Source organism: Streptomyces sp. NPDC058326 (genome assembly GCF_042879855.1).
Classification (GTDB): domain Bacteria; phylum Actinomycetota; class Actinomycetes; order Streptomycetales; family Streptomycetaceae; genus Streptomyces.
Genome location: NZ_JBHVZO010000015.1, coordinates 37,123 through 52,970 on the forward strand (window position 1 = coordinate 37,123; position 15,848 = coordinate 52,970).

The window sequence follows — 15,848 nt, forward strand, 5'->3', positions numbered from 1 at the left end:
CCGGACCTCCGAAGCGTCCCGGCAGGGCGGGGAAGCGCCCTGGCCTGCCCGAACCGGGATGATCCCTTACGGTCGAGACGAACGCGTACGAACCGGAGGAGCCGCCGCATGCCCGTCATCCCCGCCGCCTCCGTGGCCAACCTCCGCGATCTCGGCGGTCTGCCGCTCGGGGCCGGGCGTTCGGTCCGTCCCGGCCAGGTCCTGCGCTCCGCGCAGCTCGACCGGCTCGACCCGGCCGAGCCGGCGATCGCCGGCCTCGGCATCCGTACGGTCGTCGACCTCCGGACGGAGAGGGAGCGCGGCGAGCGGCCCGACCGGCTGCCCGCCGGCGCGCGGCTGCTCGTCGCGGACGTGCTCGCCGACCATCTGGCCGTCAGCGGGCTGCCGCCCGCCGCCCGTCTGAGGGAACTGCTCACCGACCCGGCGCTCGCCGAGGAGTATCTCGGCGGGGGCCAGGTCCGGGCGGCCTTCGCCCGGACGTACCGGACCTTCGTCTCCAGCGACTCCGGGCGCGCCTCCTACCGCGCCCTCCTCACCGAGCTGGGGGCTCCGGGCGCCGGGCCGCTGCTCTTCCACTGCTCGGCGGGCAAGGACCGTACGGGCTGGGCTGCGACGGTCGTCCTCGGTCTGCTCGGCGCGGACGACAGGACCGTGCGGAGCGAGTACCTGGCGGTCAACGCGGCGGTACGGCAGGCGTTCGCGCCGATGATCGAGGGCTTCACCGCGCAGGGCGGCGATCCGGACCTCGCCCTTGACCTGATCGGTGTCGTGCCGGAGTACCTGGAGGCGGCGCTCGACGAAGTGGCCGTGCGGCACGGGTCGATGGAGAAGTACGTACGGGAGGGGCTCGGCGTCCCGGACGAGGTGACGGAGCGGATCCGTGAGCGGCTGACGGTGCAGGGGGTACCGGCGGGCCGAGCCGGCGGAACCGCGTGATCGACAAGACACCCCCTAGGTGTCTTGTCGGCCGGAGGCCCGCGGCGGGTCACCTCCCGGGGCCGGGGTGACCATCGGAAGAATCGCTCGTTCTGCTGCACGTGAGCACCCAGGATCTCGTTCCCTCCCCCGTGGGCCCCGTCGACGTCGAGCAGGCCGAGGCCGCGCTCGTCGAGCGTTATCCGCGTCTCGTCCGCATCGCGTATCTCGTGCTGCCGCCGTCGCTCGGCCGCAACCGCCGGGTGCTGACCGCGCACGCGCTCGTCCAGCGTTCGCTGCCGCGCCGCCGGGTGCCGGGCCCCGCCCTGCCGGCGCCGCGGCTCGCGGAGGACGCCGTGGATCCCGGCTACGCGTACGTACGGGGGGAGGTGCTGCGGCAGGCGATCGTCGCCGGGCTGCCGCTTCGGCGCCTCGCGCTGCCGCGCCGGGCGCAGTTCCCGCCGCTGCTCCCCCACGTGTGGGGGCTCCGGCTGTTCCCCCGGGTGGGCGGAGCTGACGAACTCGCCCTGGACCAGCGGCTTTCCCGGCTCTCCGGGCCCGGACGCGCGGCGTACGTCCTGCGTGGTCTGGAACGCCAGGGCGACCCCGAGGTGCTGCGGGTTCTGGCGTCGGTCGGCGTCGAGGACCCGGCGGCGGCGCTGGCGGAGGCGGACACGGTGGACGAACCGGAGGCGGTGGGCGAACCGGGCGCGGTGGACGAACCGGGCGCTGTGGACGAACCGGAGGCCGGGGCCTCGGCCGGGTCGCCCGACGCCGTCGTGGAGGGCCCCGTCGGCCCGGACGGGCGGACGGAGAAGGTCGCCGAACAGGCCGGCCCCCGGGGCCCCGGCGGACCGCGCGGCCGCGCGAGCGGGCCCGGTCGGCGCGCGACCGCGCCGCCCGCTCCTTCCAGCCGTGTCAGTGGCGCCGCCTTGCTGGAGTCCGCCGAGTTCGATCCCTGTGCGCTTCAGGCGCGGCCCACCGATCTCCTGCGGCGGCGGCAGCACGGTCGGGCCGCGGTCGTCGCCGTCGCCGCGCTCGTCGTGTGCGGGGCACTGCTCGGGCTGCCCGGCGACGGATGGAGCAGAAACGGTGCTGCGGCGCCCCCGTACGCGCGTAACCCGGCCGCCGAGGCCGCCCTCGACCCCGGGACGCTCAAGCGCGTCGCCCCGGCCGCCTGGCCCGGTTCGACGAGGCAGGACTTCTCCGTGTGGCCCGCCCGTGGCGGTCTGACCGGTGACAGCGCGCTGCTGCGGCGGGCGCTCGCCGTCTGGGCGAGGCCCGGCGTCTCCGTGCGCTCCTCGGCGACGCCCGGGACGCCGGTGGGGCCGCCGATGGGCCCGCCGCACCTGCTGTTCGCCGGTGTGGTGGACGGCGCCAGGGTGGTGCTCCTCCACGACGGGCTGCGGGCGGTGCGGTACGCGGAGCCGGTCGGGGGAACCGCGGGCGCCGCGCTCGACTTCGCGCGCACGGACGGGGCCGACACCATCGGTTCGGCGGCTCTCGTCGTGTCCCGCGCCGCGGGCAACGTCCGCTACCTGACCGCGCCCTGGGTGAAGGAGACGGCCGTACGGGACCTCCTCGCGCCCGCGAAGGAGCCCCGGCCACTGGCGCGGGACGCGCACGGGATGACCGAGCCGGTGCCGAGCCCCGCGCTCGCGAAGGGCTGCACCCGCTGGAACACCCTCCAGGTACGGGACGGTTCGGGGCTGCGGCTCCTCGCCGACCTGGGCGAACTGGCCCCCGCCCGGCTCCTGTGGGGCCCGCCGGCCGGGCCGGTGGACGCGACGGGGCCGGAGGCGCGGGCGGCATGGGCCCGTACCGCCTGCCAGCTGACGGCGGTACGGGCGCACGGAGTGCGGTCGGTGAACGCCTGGCGGTTCGCCGACCAGCCGCTCCCCGAGGGCGCCGGGCGGGGCACCTGGCTGTGCACGCGCGCGGAGACCTGGCGGGGCACGGGCAGCAGGGTCCTCGCCCAGTTCCTGGTCCCGTCCCCCGGGGTCCCGGCGGCGCTCGCGGCCCGCTCCGAGGGGTCACCGGCCTGCGGGGTGCGGGATCCGCGGGTCCTGGCGGGCGTCCTGTGGCAGGCGCCGAGCGGCGGCTGGTACGTCCTGGCGGCGGGCAGTCCGGACGTCACCGCCCTGGAGACCTCGGGCGGGGTGAAGGGCCGCGCGGACGGCCCGGTCCTCGCGGTGAAGGCGGCCGCCGGGGCCCGGGCGGACCTGGACGGCACCCTGCGGGACGGAACGCGGATCGAAGCCCTGCGCTAGCGCGAGCGGAGAGGGAGCCGGAGAGGACACCGGCGAGCGAGCCGGCGAGGGAGCCTGAGAGCACCGGAGAGGAAGCGGAGAGAGCCGGAAAGAGAGGTGGCGAAAATGGGGGTGCACAGACCTGTCGTCATCCCCTACGCCTCAGTACATTGACGTCATGTCTAATACGCAGCCCGCACCGGTGGCGTCGGAGCACGTGGAGCTCAAGGCCCGCAAGGTCTCCTTCGACTGGGAGCAGACCCCGCTCCACTGGGTACCCGGCGATCCCTTCACCACGCACACCATCAACGTGCTGCACCTGCTGCTCCCGGCCGGCGAACGCTGGTTCGTGCACGTCTACCAGCAGGCGCTGCCGTACATCACCGACGACCGGCTGCGCGCGGACGTCATCGGCTTCATCGGCCAGGAGGCCGTCCACTCCCAGGCCCACGACGACGTCCTTCCCCACCTCCGGGAGCAGGGCCTCGACCCCACCCCGTACACCGCGCAGGTCGACTGGTTCTTCGAGAAGCTCCTCGGGGACCGCACGCTGCCGCCGGGCCGGCCGCGCCGCTGGTGGCTGATGGAGCGGGTCGCGCTGATCGCCGCCATCGAGCACTACACCGCCTTCCTCGGCAACTGGGTCCTCAACGCCGACGAGCTCGACCGGGTCGGCGCCGACCCCGTCATGCTCGACCTGCTGCGCTGGCACGGCGCCGAGGAGGTCGAGCACCGCTCGGTCGCCTTCGAGCTCTTCCTGCACCTCGACGGCGGCTACCGGCGGCGCGCCCGCACCTGGGCGCTCGCCTTCTCCGCGCTCGTCTTCCTCTGGCAGCGGGGCGTCCGCTTCTTCATGGAGAACGACCCGAGCCTCCTCGACGGCAAGGCCTCCCTCGGCCAGTTCGTCCGCAAGGGCCGGCAGGGCGTCCTGCCCTCCACCCCGGACATGCTGCGCTCGATACCCCGCTATCTCAGCCGCGCCTACCACCCCTCCCAGGAGGGCGACACCGCGCAGGCCATCGCCTACCTGGCCTCGTCGCCCGGCGCCAACGGAGGCCGCTGATGCCGCGGTTCACCACCGTCGCCCTCGTCGCGGGCGCCGCCCTGCTGGTCCGCCGCGCCGTCCGCAGCCGCATGTCCACGGCCCCGCTGTGGCCGATGCCCGCCCTCGACGAGCCCGTGTCCGGGTACGGCAGGGGCAGCACCGTCCCCCGCAAGGTCGTGGTGGCCGGGCGCGCCACGCCCGCCGACGGCGTCGTCGAACTGCGCCTTGAGGGGCGCGGATTGCCGGCCTGGCGGCCCGGCGCCCATGTCGACCTGGTCCTGCCCTCCGGCCTGGTGCGGCAGTACTCGCTCTGCGGCGACCCGGCCGACCTCTCCTCGTACACCGTGGCCACGCGTCTCATCGAGGACGGCGGAGGCGGTTCGCGCGAGGTCCACGAGCGGCTCCACGCGGGCGTGGAGATCGAGATCCGGGGCCCGCGCAACCGCTTCCCGCTGGTCGGCGCCCCCGCGTACGTGTTCGTCGCGGGCGGCATCGGCATCACCCCGGTCCTGCCGATGCTGCGCGCCGCCGAGGCGGCAGGGGCGGACTGGCGGCTCGTGTACTGCGGGCGGAGCCGGGCCACGATGCCGTACCTGACGGAGGTCGAGGCGCTGGGCGACCGGGTCACGGTCGTCCCCGAGGACGAGTCGGGCCGCCCCGACCTCGGCTTCCTCGCCCATGTCCCCGCCGAGACCCCGGTGTACTGCTGCGGACCCGACGGTCTGATGGACGCGGTGACGGCGGCGATGCCGGAGGACCGGGCGCCGTACCTGGAGCGCTTCTCGGCCGCCGCGACGACCGGCGGCACCGCCTTCGAGCTCGAACTGCGCCGCTCCGGCCGTACGGTGACGGTGGCGGCCGACCGGTCGGTCCTCTCGGTGGTACGCGAGGAGGTTCCCGGCGTCATGTACTCCTGTCGGCAGGGGTTCTGCGGGACCTGTCGGCAGCAGGTCGTCGAGGGGGAGGTCGACCACCGGGACGAGCTGCTCACCGACGCCGAGCGGGCCGACTCGATGCTGATCTGCGTCTCGCGCTGTGCGGGAAAGCGGCTCGTACTCGACCTCTAGAAGCGGGTCAGGGCAGGATCAGCCAGTCGAAGGCCAGCGCGGCGAGGAGGCCTCCCACCAGGAGCCAGGTGCCGAGCCGCGTACGGCCGTTGCGGGAGAGCTCGATCACGACGCCGCAGAGAATCATGGCGAGGCCGTACACACCGACGACCAGGACGGACGTCCGGCTCGCGAGACGGACGACGAGGACCACGGCCATCGCCACGAGCAGGACGGAGGCGGCGGCGACGCGCAGCCGCCGGGCCTGCTTCGGTGTGAGTCCCGAGGCGGGGCCCTCCTCGACGGCCGCTGAGGCCTCGTCGGCACCCTCGGCGGGCTCCTCTCCGGCGTCCTCCGCCGCACCGCCGGCAGCGGCTTCCACGGCGGCCTTCCGGGGGGCTTCCTCCGCGGCTTCCACGGCGGCTTCCTCGGGGCCCTCCTCCGCTGCTTCTTCGGCGTGTTCGGCGGAGGTCTTCGTGGAAGTCTCCTCCGGGGTCTCCCCGGAGGAGGCCTCGCGGCTGGGCTCGTCGGCCTCAGGGGCCTCCGGGGCCTTCGCGGCCTTGGTGTCCTGGTCGGAAGCGCTCATGGAGCAGCAGCGTAACGGACCCCGTTAGGCTGTTCGTATGACGACCGGTGTACGCCGCAGGATGGGCGTCGAGGAGCGCAAGCAGCAGTTGATCGGGGTGGCCCTCGAACTCTTCAGCCATCGCTCTCCCGACGAGGTCTCCATCGACGAGATCGCCGCCGCCGCGGGCATCTCGCGGCCGCTGGTCTACCACTACTTCCCCGGCAAGCAGAGCCTCTACGAGGCGGCGCTGCGGCGCGCGGCCGACGAGTTGGCGGCCCGGTTCGTGGAGCCGCCGCAGGGGCCGCTCGGGGCGCGGCTGCTGCGGGTGATGGGGCGGTTCTTCGACTTCGTGGACGAGCACGGGCCGGGGTTCGCGGCGCTGATGCGGGGCGGTCCCGCGGTGGGGTCGTCGACGACGAACGCGATGATCGACGAGGTGCGGCAGGCCGCGTACGAGCAGATCCTGGCGCATCTGGAGGTCGACAAGCCGTCGGCCCGGCTCGAGTTGGTCGTGCGGTCCTGGGTGTCGCTCGCCGAGTCGACGGCGCTGCTCTGGCTGGACGGGCGCCGGGTCCCGCGCGCGGAGCTCGAGTTGCAGCTGGTGCACGACTTCGCGGCGCTCGCGGCGGTGAGTGCCGCGTACGACCCGGAGATGGCGGGGATCCTCGTCGGCATCCTCGCCGACGAGCCGGCCGACGGCCCCTTCGGGGAGCTGGTGGCCCGGCTCGTCGCGCTCGTGCCCGAGGCGTCGGCGGTGCCCGGTCAGCGCTTGCGGTAGGACGCTTCGAGGTCGCGGATCTCGACGGAGAGGCGGACGCCCTCGGTCGTCTTGAGGCTGGTCGTCAGCAGGTCGAGAACGGCCTCGGAGAGCCGCGCCTTGATCTCTTCCGTACGGCCGGGCAGCAGGGCTATCTCGACGTGCACGACGGCGTCGTAGGCCGTTCCGTCGCCGACGATCAGCTCCTCGACCTCCCGGAACCGGGTCTTGCAGGCGTCGAGCTTCGTGTCGACCGTCTCGACGACGAGCGGGTGCAGGGCGCGTGCGAAACCGCGCCGGTCGAGGGGCGCGGAGTAGTCGACGGTGATCTGCGGCATGAGGGTCACTCCCGGGCAGAGGATACGGCTGTCGGATGTCCGGCCACAGCTTTACGGTGATCGCCATGACGACACAAGTGACCTTCCGGCAGGCGGACGAGCGTGATCTGGACCTGCTGGTGGGGATGTACGACGGGGCGGCCCGGTGGATGCTGCGGAACGGCATCGACCAGTGGAAGCCCGGCGGCAGGAGCGCCGGACACTTCCGCGGCCGGATCGGCGCGGGCGAGGTGTGGCTGGCGTCCCACGACGGCCGGGCGGTCGGCGCGTACGAACTGTGGTGGGAGGACCCGCAGGCCTGGGGTCCTCAGCCGCCGGACGCCGGGTACGTCCACCGGCTGATGGCCGACCGGGAGGCCGCGCCGTCCGGCACCGGGCGTGCGCTGCTCGCGCACGCCGAGGAGCGGATCGCGTCGGCCGGGCGGACGGTCGCCCGGCTGGACTGTCTGACGGACAACCCGCGGCTCCGTACGTACTACGAGGCCGCGGGCTACCGTGCCGTCGGCGAGGAGCCGGGAAAGCTCGCCGCCGACGGCACGCGCTACGGGGTCACCCTGATGGAGCGGTCACTCCCCCGGCGGTGACTGTCATCCGGCCCTGAAGACGGCCACCGTGCGCGCCGGGACCGTGAAGGTGCCCGAACCGGCCTCGTACGAGGCGGACTTGACGACGGCGTCCGAGCCGCCGGCCTGGACGGGGTGGAGGGCGTAACCCTTGCCCGCCAGGTCGGCGATCTTCTGGGAGGTGCTGGCCGGGGTCGCGTTGAGGACGACGACCAGGTCGCCGAGGCGCATCGTGATGACGCCCGGGGTCTCGTCGCGGCCGGAGAGCGGGAAGGAGAGGGTCTCCTGCACCTGCCCGGTCGTGGTCAGCGAGAACGCCGGCTCGGTGGTGCGGATCTTCTGCAGGTCACGGTAGGCGGCGGAGGCGCCGTCGATCTGCGCGCAGCCGACCGTGAGGGCCGGGTCGACGAGCAGCGGCTTGCCATAGCCCCACTTGGCCTTGTTGTCGGCGGCCGGCGGGAGGCCGATGCCGAAGCCGTTGCCTTCGCGGCAGTCCCAGTGGATCGCGTTGAACCAGTCGCCGCTGTCGTACGAGTTGCGGTCGAGGGACTTGGAGCGGAGCATGTCGGATCCGGCCTGGGAGAGCGCCGGGCCCTGGGAGAGGGTGGCGGTCGCCATGGCGAGGACCTGCATGCGGGCCCGGTCGGCGGGGGTGGTGCCGGCCGGGAGCTTGAAGGCGAGCGCGTCGTAGAGGGTCTCGTTGTCGTGGGCGTCGGCGTAGGCGAGGGCGTCGCCGGGGGCTGCGGCGTATCCGGCGGGGGCGCCGTTGTAGTCGACCTCGGAGCCCTTGACCGTGCGCCCGGAGGTGTCGGTGAAGGTGTAGGAGGCGAGGTTGCCGGTGAGGCCGACCTTGATCAGGTCCTGGTAGTGGAGGAGGCGGGCCTTCTGCTGCTCGGGGGTGCCGTTGGCGGTGGAGGTGTTGGGGTCGGTGTAGAGGCCGGAGGCGAAGCCCTGGACACCGGGGTCCTCGTCGAAGGGGCCGCCGCCGCGGACGGCGTCGCGGGCCCGGTCGGAGAAGGTCGCGATGCCGGTGCCGGCCATGTTCTTCTGGGTGGCCTGGACGAAGCGGGAGTCGTCGGCGATCTCGCCGAAGTTCCAGCCTTCGCCGTAGAGGACGATCGCCTTGCCGTCGACGCCGTCCCGCGCGAGGGTCAGCTCGTCCAGGGCCTTGCGCACGGCCAGCATGTTGGACTTCGGGTGGTGGCCCATGAGGTCGAAGCGGAAGCCGTCGACCTTGTACTCCTTCGCCCAGGTGACAACGGAGTCGACGACGAGCTTGCCCATCATGGCGTTCTCGGGGGCGGTGTTGGCGCAGCAGGTGGAGGTGGCGACGGTGCCGTCCGCCTGGAGGCGCTGGTAGTAGCCGGGGACGATCCGGTCGAGGACGGACTTGTCGGACTGTCCGGCGGCGACGGTGTGGTTGTAGACGACGTCCATGACCGTGCGGAGACCCTGGCCGTTGAGGGCCTGGACCATCTGCCGGAACTCGACCGTGCGGCGGGTGCCGTCCGGGTCGGTGGCGTAGGAGCCTTCGGGGACGGTGTAGTGCAGCGGGTCGTAGCCCCAGTTGTAGGCGTCCTTCGCCGCGGCCGCGGCGACGCAGGCCTGCTGCTCCTCGGAGTCGGGGGCGTAGACCTTCAGGTCACAGGCGGGCGTGGTCTGCTCGGACTTCTTCTCGGGGATGGTGCCGATGTCGAACGCGGGGAGGAGGTGGACGTAGGAGGTGCCGGAGTCGGCGAGCGCCTTGAGGTGCTTCGAGCCCTTGCTGTCCTTGTCCGTGAAGGCGAGGAAGGTGCCCTTGTGCTCGGCCTTCGCGGTGGGGTCGGCGATCGAGAAGTCGCGGACGTGCAGTTCCTGGATCTGGGCGTCACGGAGCGGCACGGCGGCGGGCTTCTTCAGGGACGTCCAGCCCTTGGGTGCGAGCCGGCTGTCGGTGAGGTCGACGGCGAGGCTGCGGGCGGAGTCGGTGGTGAGGGCGGTCGAGTAGGGGTCGGTGACCTTGTTGACGACGATCTTCTGGACGGTGGGCGCCCAGACCTTCACGACGTAGCGGTACGGCTTGCCGGCCCAGCTCCGAGGGCCCGTGACGGACCAGACGCCGGAGGTGTCGTCGCGCCGCATGGGCACGGTCCTGCCGTCGAGTTCGAGGGCGACCGACCGGGCGGTGGGGGCCCAGAGGGAGAGGGTGGGGCGGCCGGCGCGGAAGACCGGGCCGAGGGCGGCCTTCGTCGCCTTCGGCGCGTACAGGTCGTCGAGGATTCCGGCGGTCTGGACTCCGGTGGCGGCGAGCAGGGCGCCGTTGGCGGCGCGCTGGGTGGCGATGAGCTGGCCGCGCAGGGAGTCGCGGACGCGGTCGGCGTCGCGCGGGTCGACGGTGAAGGCCGGGTACTCCTTGAGGTGCGGGTACTTCGCCTTCTGGGCGTCGGTGAGGGCGGCCGAAGCGAGTCGGAGCCACTGGCCCTCGCTGCTGAGCGACCCGTCGGTGACGGTGATCCCGCCGTCCTTCGCGTACACCAGCTGCTGGCTGGTGGCGTCGGTGGCCTTGACCTTCCAGACGACGGTGTTCCGGTCGATCCACTGGGCCTCGGCCTTGGTGAGGTCGAGGTTCGGGGCCGCGCCGACGGTGGGGAGCAGGTACTTCTGCTGTCCGGAGAGCGTCCAGATCTCGTGGCCGTAGGTGGCGAGGTCGAGGGACTGGTCGGTGGGCAGGTCCTTCTCGTCGCCCTTGTGGAGGATGTACGAGAGGGAGGTCGCGCCCTCGGTGAGCGGCACCTCGTAGACGGCGCCGTACGCGTCGGTGCGGACGGGCATGAGGGGCTTGGACCAGTCGGTGGGCTGGGCGGCGCCGGTCCAGGTGTGGAGGCCCCAGCCGTCGTAGTTGCCGTCCGGGCGCTGGTAGTGGATGACGGCCTTGGTCCTGTCCGGGGTGACCGGGGCCGGGTTCGTGTCGGACTGGCCGTCCTGGCCCTGCGTGATCCAGACCTCGCCGGTGCGGCCGAGGTTGATGCTGCGCTGCGGTCCTTCGGCGGCACCGTCCTTCTCGACGGTGTACGGGACGGTGGAGGCGCCTTCGGGGACCTTCACCCAGGCGAAGGCGCCGTGGGCGTCGCGGCCGGTGAACGCGGCCTCCTGGCCGGCGGCCTTCAGGGTCCAGCCGTCGTAGTTCCCGTCCTCGCGCTTGTAGTGGACGATCGCGTGGGTCCGTTCGACGGCGACCGGCTTCTCGGGGGCCGGGGGCGCGCCGGCCGTGGTGGCGGCGGTGTCGCTCGCGGTGCGGCCGGCGCTGTCGACGACGACGGCCTTGTAGCGGAGCGGGGTGCCGGCGGGGGCGGTCACGTGCTGGGTGACCTTGTAGGGGGCGTGGTCGGCGGTGCCGAGGGTCTGCCAGCGGCCGTCGCCGGTCTGGGCGGCGAAGACGACCCGGTTGAGGCCGCCGCCGGTGACGTCGGCGGTGAGTTCGACGGTGCCGGTGGAGCCGGCGGCGGGAGCCTTGAGGTCGACGGTGGGCTTCGCGGCGGGGGCCGGGAGCGGGGCGTCGGCCTTGAGGACGAGGGAGGAGAGGGCCGGGACGGTGACGGTGACCTTGCCGCCGGAGGCGGCGACCGCGCCCTGACCCCCGTACAGGGCACGGAAGTTCGCGGAGTCGACGGGGACGGTGACGGTCCTGTCGGTGGTGGCGCTGTTGGTGGCGACCAGGTACTCGGTGCGCGCCTTGGCGTCCGTACGGGAGAAGGCGTAGACGGAGCCCTCGGCGTACCGTTCCTGCTGGATGCCGTCGCGGAGGGCCGGGTGGGTCTTCGTCAGGCGCGACAGTGCGGCGACGGACGTGTAGACGGGGTGCTTCGTGTCGTACGCGTCGCTCGCGTGGGTGCGGTCGGTGCCGAGCTGGTCGTCGTCGAGGTAGTCGGCGGCCTCGGCGGCGAAGAGGGGCTGGCGGGCGTCCTTGTCGCCGCCGGCGCCGGTGAAGCCCTGCTCGTCGCCGGAGTAGATCACCGGATTGCCGCGGGAGAGGAACATCAGCTCGTTGGCGAGCCGGGCCCGCCGGAGGAGTTCGGCGTCGGTCGCGTGCGGGTTGTCCTGCTTGAGGAAGGTGCCGAAGCGGCCCATGTCGTGGTTGCCGAGGAAGGTGACCTGCTCGTAGGCGTTGGCCTTGTCGGTGGTGTACCGGTAGTCCTCGGCGAAGACCTTGGCGAGGCGGTCGGCCCCGGCGCCCTGGGAGGCGAAGGCGCGGGCGGCGTCCTGGAAGGGGAAGTCGAGGGTGGCGTCGAGCCGGCCCCGGGTGACGTAGGGGGCGGTGACCGTGGTGTCGGCGGAGTAGACCTCGCCGAACATGAAGAAGTCCTCGCGGCCCCGCTTCTTCGCGTACGCGTCGAGGGCGGTGGCCCACTGCGTCCAGAAGTCCAGGTCGACGTGTTTGACGGTGTCGATGCGGAAGCCGTCGATCTTGAAGTCGCGGACCCACTTCTCGTAGATCCTCTTCATGCCCTCGACGACCTCGGGGCGCTCGGTCCACAGGTCGTCGAGGCCGACGAAGTCGCCGTACTCGGCGGACTCGCCGACCCAGGTGGAGTCGCCCCGGTTGTGGTACACCGTGGGGTCGTTGAGCCAGGCGGGGACCTTGGTGTCCGCCTTCTCGGCCTTCTGGACGGGGGTGTACGGGAAGGAGTCCGCGTCCACCTTGCCGATCGCGGCTCGGTCGTCGAAGGGGCGGCCGTCCTTGTCCAGGTACGGGTAGGCGCCCTTGGGGCGGTAGCCGTACTTCTTCTCGGCGTAGTCGACGGTGTCGGCGGTGTGGTTGGTGATGACGTCGAAGAAGACCTTCATGCCCTTGGCGTGGGCGGCGGCGATCAGCTTCTCCAGGTCCTCGTTGGTCCCGAAGTGCGGGTCGACCTGGGTGAAGTCGGTGATCCAGTAGCCGTGGTAGCCGGCGGAGGCGTCCTTCCCCTCCCCCTGCACGGGCCGGTTCTTGAAGATCGGCGCCATCCAGATGGCGGTGGTGCCGAGGCCCTTGATGTAGTCGAGCCGCTGGGTCAGGCCCTTGAGGTCGCCGCCCTGGTAGAAGCCCTTGTCGGTGGGGTCGAAGCCGGTCCGCGTACGGCTGCCGGTGAGGCCGCCCCGGTCGTTGGAGGTGTCGCCGTTGGCGAAGCGGTCGGGCAGCACGAAGTAGAACTGCTCGCGGGTGAGGTCCTGGCGGGCGGGCTCGGCCGCGAGCGCCCGGTCCGAGGGCGGCGCGGGGGGCCGGGGCGCGGCGGCCGCGGGTATGGCGGGCACGAGGGCGGCGCACAGGGCGGCGGCGAGCGCGACCGCCGTTCTCTTGCGTGTCACGGGGGTGCTCCCTGGAGGTACGGGAAGAGGGGGCCGCCCCGGTGGGGCGGCCCTGCGGAGAGGGGGATGCCTCAGCTGCGGAAGGTGTCGTTCAGGACGATCTGGCCCGAGGCGGGGACGGTCGCGGTGCGGTTGGCGCCGGACTCCCAGGTGACGTTTCCGGCGGCGTCCTTGCGGAGGTACTTGTACTCGAAGGCCGTTCCGGCGGGGAGGCCGACGGTGAGCTTCCAGACGGGGTACGTGGCCGGGTCGAGCTTCAGGGCGGCGGCCGGGGCCCAGTTGCCGAGCTCGGCGCGGTTGCCGGTGACGTAGATGTTCTGGCCGACCGCGGTGGTGGCGGTGACGTTGAACGAGGCGCTGGCGGTGGCGGGCGGGGTGGTGGGGCCGCCTCCGCAGTTCGTGGCGTTGACGTGCAGGGCCAGGGCCGTGTTGGCGGCGAGGGTGGCCGTGAACTGGCCGGACGAGTTCACCGTCACGGGCGTGTTCGACTGGACGTCGCAGTAGGCGCCGCCGGGCAGGGAGGTCTGGAAGGTGCGGGTGAGCGCCGAGGACTCGTGGTTGATGGCCACGTAAGCCTTGGAGCCGCGGCCGAACGCGATGGCGTTGTTGGCGTTGTCCCACCAGTTCGTGACGGCCTGGCCGCGCGCGGTGTTGCGGAAGGCGACCATGGAGGAGATCTCGCGCCAGGCGTGCTGGCACTTCCAGCCGTCGGAGTAACAGGCGTTGACCTGGCCACCGTTGGGCGGTCCCGCGTCCTTGTCGGTCCACTCGTAGCCGGAGTGGACGTCCGGGGAGCCGTAGGGCCAGGCGAGCGCGAAGACGGAGGCGAGGGTGTAGTTCGCGCCGTCCTTGTAGGAGAGGGTGTCTCCGCCGCGCTCGGTGTCGTGGTTGTCGACGAAGACGCCGGACTGGCCGGAGGGCATGTAGCCCCAGGCCTCGCCGAAGTTCTTGAGGTAGGCGAGCTTCTCGCTCTGGACGATGCGCTTCAGGTCGCGGGCGTAGCGGAACTCCTGGACGTCTCCGCTGCCGAGGTACTCGCTCGGGGAGACGGCCTCGCCGGCGCCGTGGATGGCCTCCAGCTTCCAGTACGCGTTCGGGTTCGTCAGCCGGGACTTGATGTCGGCGAGGTCGGCGGCCGGCATGTGCTTGGCGGCGTCGATGCGGAAGCCGTCGACGCCGAGGGAGAGGAGGTCGTTCAGGTAGCCGGCTATCTTGCCGCGGACGTACCCCTCGCCGGTGTCGAGGTCGGGGAGCTGGACCAGTTCGCAGTTCTGGACGTTGCCGCGGTCCTGGTAGTTGGTGATCGAGGAGCGGCAGTCGTCCATGTCGGAGCCGGAGTAGAGGCCCGGGTAGTCGTACTTGGAGAACGGGGTCCCGCCCGTTCCCGTGCCGGAGCCGTTCGCCATGTGGTTGATGACGGAGTCGGCGACGACCTTGACGCCCGCCGCGTGGCAGGTGTCGATCATGTTCTTGAAGGCGGCGCGGTCGCCGAGGCGTCCGGCGATCCTGTAGCTGACCGGCTGGTACGACGTCCACCACTGGCCGCCCTGGAGGTGCTCCTGGGGAGGGGAGACCTGGACGTATCCGTATCCGGCGGGGCCGAGGCGGTCGGTGCATTCCCGGGCGACCGAGGCGAAGTTCCATTCGAACATCACCGCGGTGACGTCCTTGTCGCCTGTGGGGGCGGCCTGCGCCGGGGCGTTTCCCGTGACGGCCACAGCGGCGGCTCCCGCCACGAGGGCGAGTGCAGCGGCCACGGTTTTTCTGGCCATGCTTCCTCCTGTACGACGTCGGTGTCGCAAGAAGTTGCCGAAAACTTCAGCAACTGTTTTCAGCCGTGACCGTACGAGCGCCCCGGCGCCCGGTCAACCCTCCGGACGCCGCAACGCAAGTTGTTACGAAAGGACTTGCGGGACCACCTGCGGAAACGCGGCCTCGGCCTTGGCGGGCGGCTGCGCGGTGGAGCCGCGGACCACCAGTTCCGGCTGGAAGACGAACTCCGTGCGCTGCACCGGATTGCCTTCGATCTCCTCCAGGAGCGCGCCGACGGCGGCTGTCGCCATGGCCTGCACCGGCTGGCGCACGGTGGAGAGCGGCGGGCTGGTGAAGGCGATCAGGGGTGAGTCGTCGAAGCCGACGACGGAGACGTCCCCCGGCACGTCGAGACCGCGGGCACGGACGGCGCGGATCACGCCGAGCGCCATCAGGTCGGAGCCGCAGACGATGCCTGTGCACCCCTCGCGGAGCAGGATGTCGGCGGCGGCGTGGCCGCCCTCGACGCCGAAGAGCGTGGGCCTGATGAACCGTTCCGCGTCGGCCCGTTCGACGCCGAGGAGCTCGTACAGCTCGGCGGTGAAGCCCTCGGCCTTGCGGCGCGAGGGCACGTAGCGGGTGGGGCCGATGGCGAGACCGATCCGCTCGTGGCCCAGTTCGACCAGGTGCCGGACGGCCATGCGGGCCGCGGCCCGGTCGTCGGGGGAGACGAAGTTGGCGTCGATGTGCTCGTTGTAGCCGTTGATGAGGACGTACGGCACGCCCCGGGCCGTCAGCCGGGCGTAGCGGGCCGGGTCGGCGGAGGCGTCGGCGTGGAGGCCGGAGAGGAAGACGATGCCGGCCACCCCGCGCTCCACGAGCTGCTCGACGAGCTCGTCCTCGGTGGCGCCGCCCGGCATCTGGGTGCAGAGCACCGGGGTGTAGCCGTGCCCGGCGAGGACCTGCTCGACGACCTGCGCGAACGCCGGGAAGATCGGGTTGGTCAGCTCGGGCACGACGAGCCCGACGAGGCCCGCGCTGCGGCGTTTGAGCCGTACGGGACGCTCGTAGCCGAGCACGTCGAGCGCCGCGAGCACCTTGTGCCGGGTCGCGCCGGCCACTCCCGCCTTGCCGTTGAGGACCCGGCTGACGGTGGCCTCGCTGACGCCCGACTGGGCCGCGATGTCCGCGAGCCGCGGGGGGCCGGTGCCCGCGCCCCCCCGCCGGGGGGGGGGGACCCCCCCCCCCCCACCGGGGGGGGGGGGGGGCCCCCCCCGGGGGCCCCCCCCG

The 15,848-nt window shown here is 72.5% G+C and carries 11 protein-coding genes; 6 read left to right on the plus strand and 5 right to left on the minus strand.

Annotation, left to right across the window (positions count from 1 at the left end; all coding sequences use genetic code 11):
• Window positions 1–108: 108 nt before the first annotated feature.
• From ACFVYX_RS25215 to ACFVYX_RS25230, 4 genes are all read left to right on the plus strand, one after another.
• Window positions 109–936, plus strand: a complete 828-nt coding sequence (locus tag ACFVYX_RS25215) for a tyrosine-protein phosphatase (RefSeq protein WP_389683741.1) — start codon at window positions 109–111, stop codon at window positions 934–936.
• A gap of 101 nt (window positions 937–1,037) precedes the next feature.
• Complete coding sequence (locus tag ACFVYX_RS25220; RefSeq protein WP_389683742.1) at window positions 1,038–3,185, plus strand: hypothetical protein; 2,148 nt, start codon at window positions 1,038–1,040, stop codon at window positions 3,183–3,185.
• 157 nt (window positions 3,186–3,342) lie between these two features.
• On the plus strand, window positions 3,343–4,227 hold the full coding sequence (locus tag ACFVYX_RS25225; RefSeq protein WP_389683743.1) for a metal-dependent hydrolase: 885 nt from the start codon (window positions 3,343–3,345) through the stop codon (window positions 4,225–4,227).
• Window positions 4,227–5,276, plus strand: a complete 1,050-nt coding sequence (locus tag ACFVYX_RS25230; protein WP_389683744.1) for a PDR/VanB family oxidoreductase — start codon at window positions 4,227–4,229, stop codon at window positions 5,274–5,276. Before ACFVYX_RS25225 ends, ACFVYX_RS25230 begins: the two co-directional genes overlap by 1 nt.
• Before the next feature lie 7 nt (window positions 5,277–5,283).
• On the opposite strand, the gene ACFVYX_RS25235 is transcribed toward ACFVYX_RS25230, so the two are convergent.
• Window positions 5,284–5,841 carry a hypothetical protein gene (locus tag ACFVYX_RS25235; protein ID WP_389683745.1) on the minus strand — a complete coding sequence of 186 codons (558 nt, stop codon included), beginning with the start codon at window positions 5,839–5,841 and terminating at the stop codon, window positions 5,284–5,286.
• Between the two features lie 37 nt (window positions 5,842–5,878).
• On the opposite strand from ACFVYX_RS25235, the gene ACFVYX_RS25240 reads away from it, so the two are divergent.
• The gene (locus ACFVYX_RS25240) at window positions 5,879–6,601 is read left to right on the plus strand and encodes a TetR/AcrR family transcriptional regulator (RefSeq protein ID WP_389683746.1); all 723 of its coding nucleotides are present in this window, start codon (window positions 5,879–5,881) and stop codon (window positions 6,599–6,601) included.
• On the opposite strand, the gene ACFVYX_RS25245 is transcribed toward ACFVYX_RS25240, so the two are convergent.
• The gene (locus ACFVYX_RS25245) at window positions 6,586–6,918 is read right to left on the minus strand and encodes a 5-carboxymethyl-2-hydroxymuconate Delta-isomerase (protein WP_389683747.1); all 333 of its coding nucleotides are present in this window, start codon (window positions 6,916–6,918) and stop codon (window positions 6,586–6,588) included. The two genes, ACFVYX_RS25240 and ACFVYX_RS25245, sit on opposite strands and share 16 nt — an antisense overlap.
• Window positions 6,919–6,983: 65 nt before the next feature.
• Here ACFVYX_RS25245 and ACFVYX_RS25250 point away from each other — a divergent pair, with 65 nt between their 5' ends.
• Window positions 6,984–7,502, plus strand: a complete 519-nt coding sequence (locus tag ACFVYX_RS25250) for a GNAT family N-acetyltransferase (RefSeq protein ID WP_389683748.1) — start codon at window positions 6,984–6,986, stop codon at window positions 7,500–7,502.
• Between the two features lie 3 nt (window positions 7,503–7,505).
• On the opposite strand, the gene pulA is transcribed toward ACFVYX_RS25250, so the two are convergent.
• The 3 genes from pulA to ACFVYX_RS25265 form a co-directional block, all read right to left on the minus strand.
• Window positions 7,506–12,806: a pullulanase-type alpha-1,6-glucosidase gene (pulA, locus tag ACFVYX_RS25255; RefSeq protein WP_389683750.1), complete on the minus strand. Its 5,301-nt coding sequence runs from the start codon at window positions 12,804–12,806 to the stop codon at window positions 7,506–7,508.
• Window positions 12,807–12,877: 71 nt separating this feature from the next.
• On the minus strand, window positions 12,878–14,578 hold the full coding sequence (locus ACFVYX_RS25260; RefSeq protein ID WP_389683751.1) for a carbohydrate-binding module family 20 domain-containing protein: 1,701 nt from the start codon (window positions 14,576–14,578) through the stop codon (window positions 12,878–12,880).
• A 123-nt stretch (window positions 14,579–14,701) separates the two neighbouring features.
• Window positions 14,702–15,742 (minus strand): LacI family DNA-binding transcriptional regulator, encoded by a 1,041-nt coding sequence (locus ACFVYX_RS25265; protein ID WP_389683900.1) that lies wholly within the window; start codon window positions 15,740–15,742, stop codon window positions 14,702–14,704.
• Window positions 15,743–15,848: the final 106 nt, after the last annotated feature.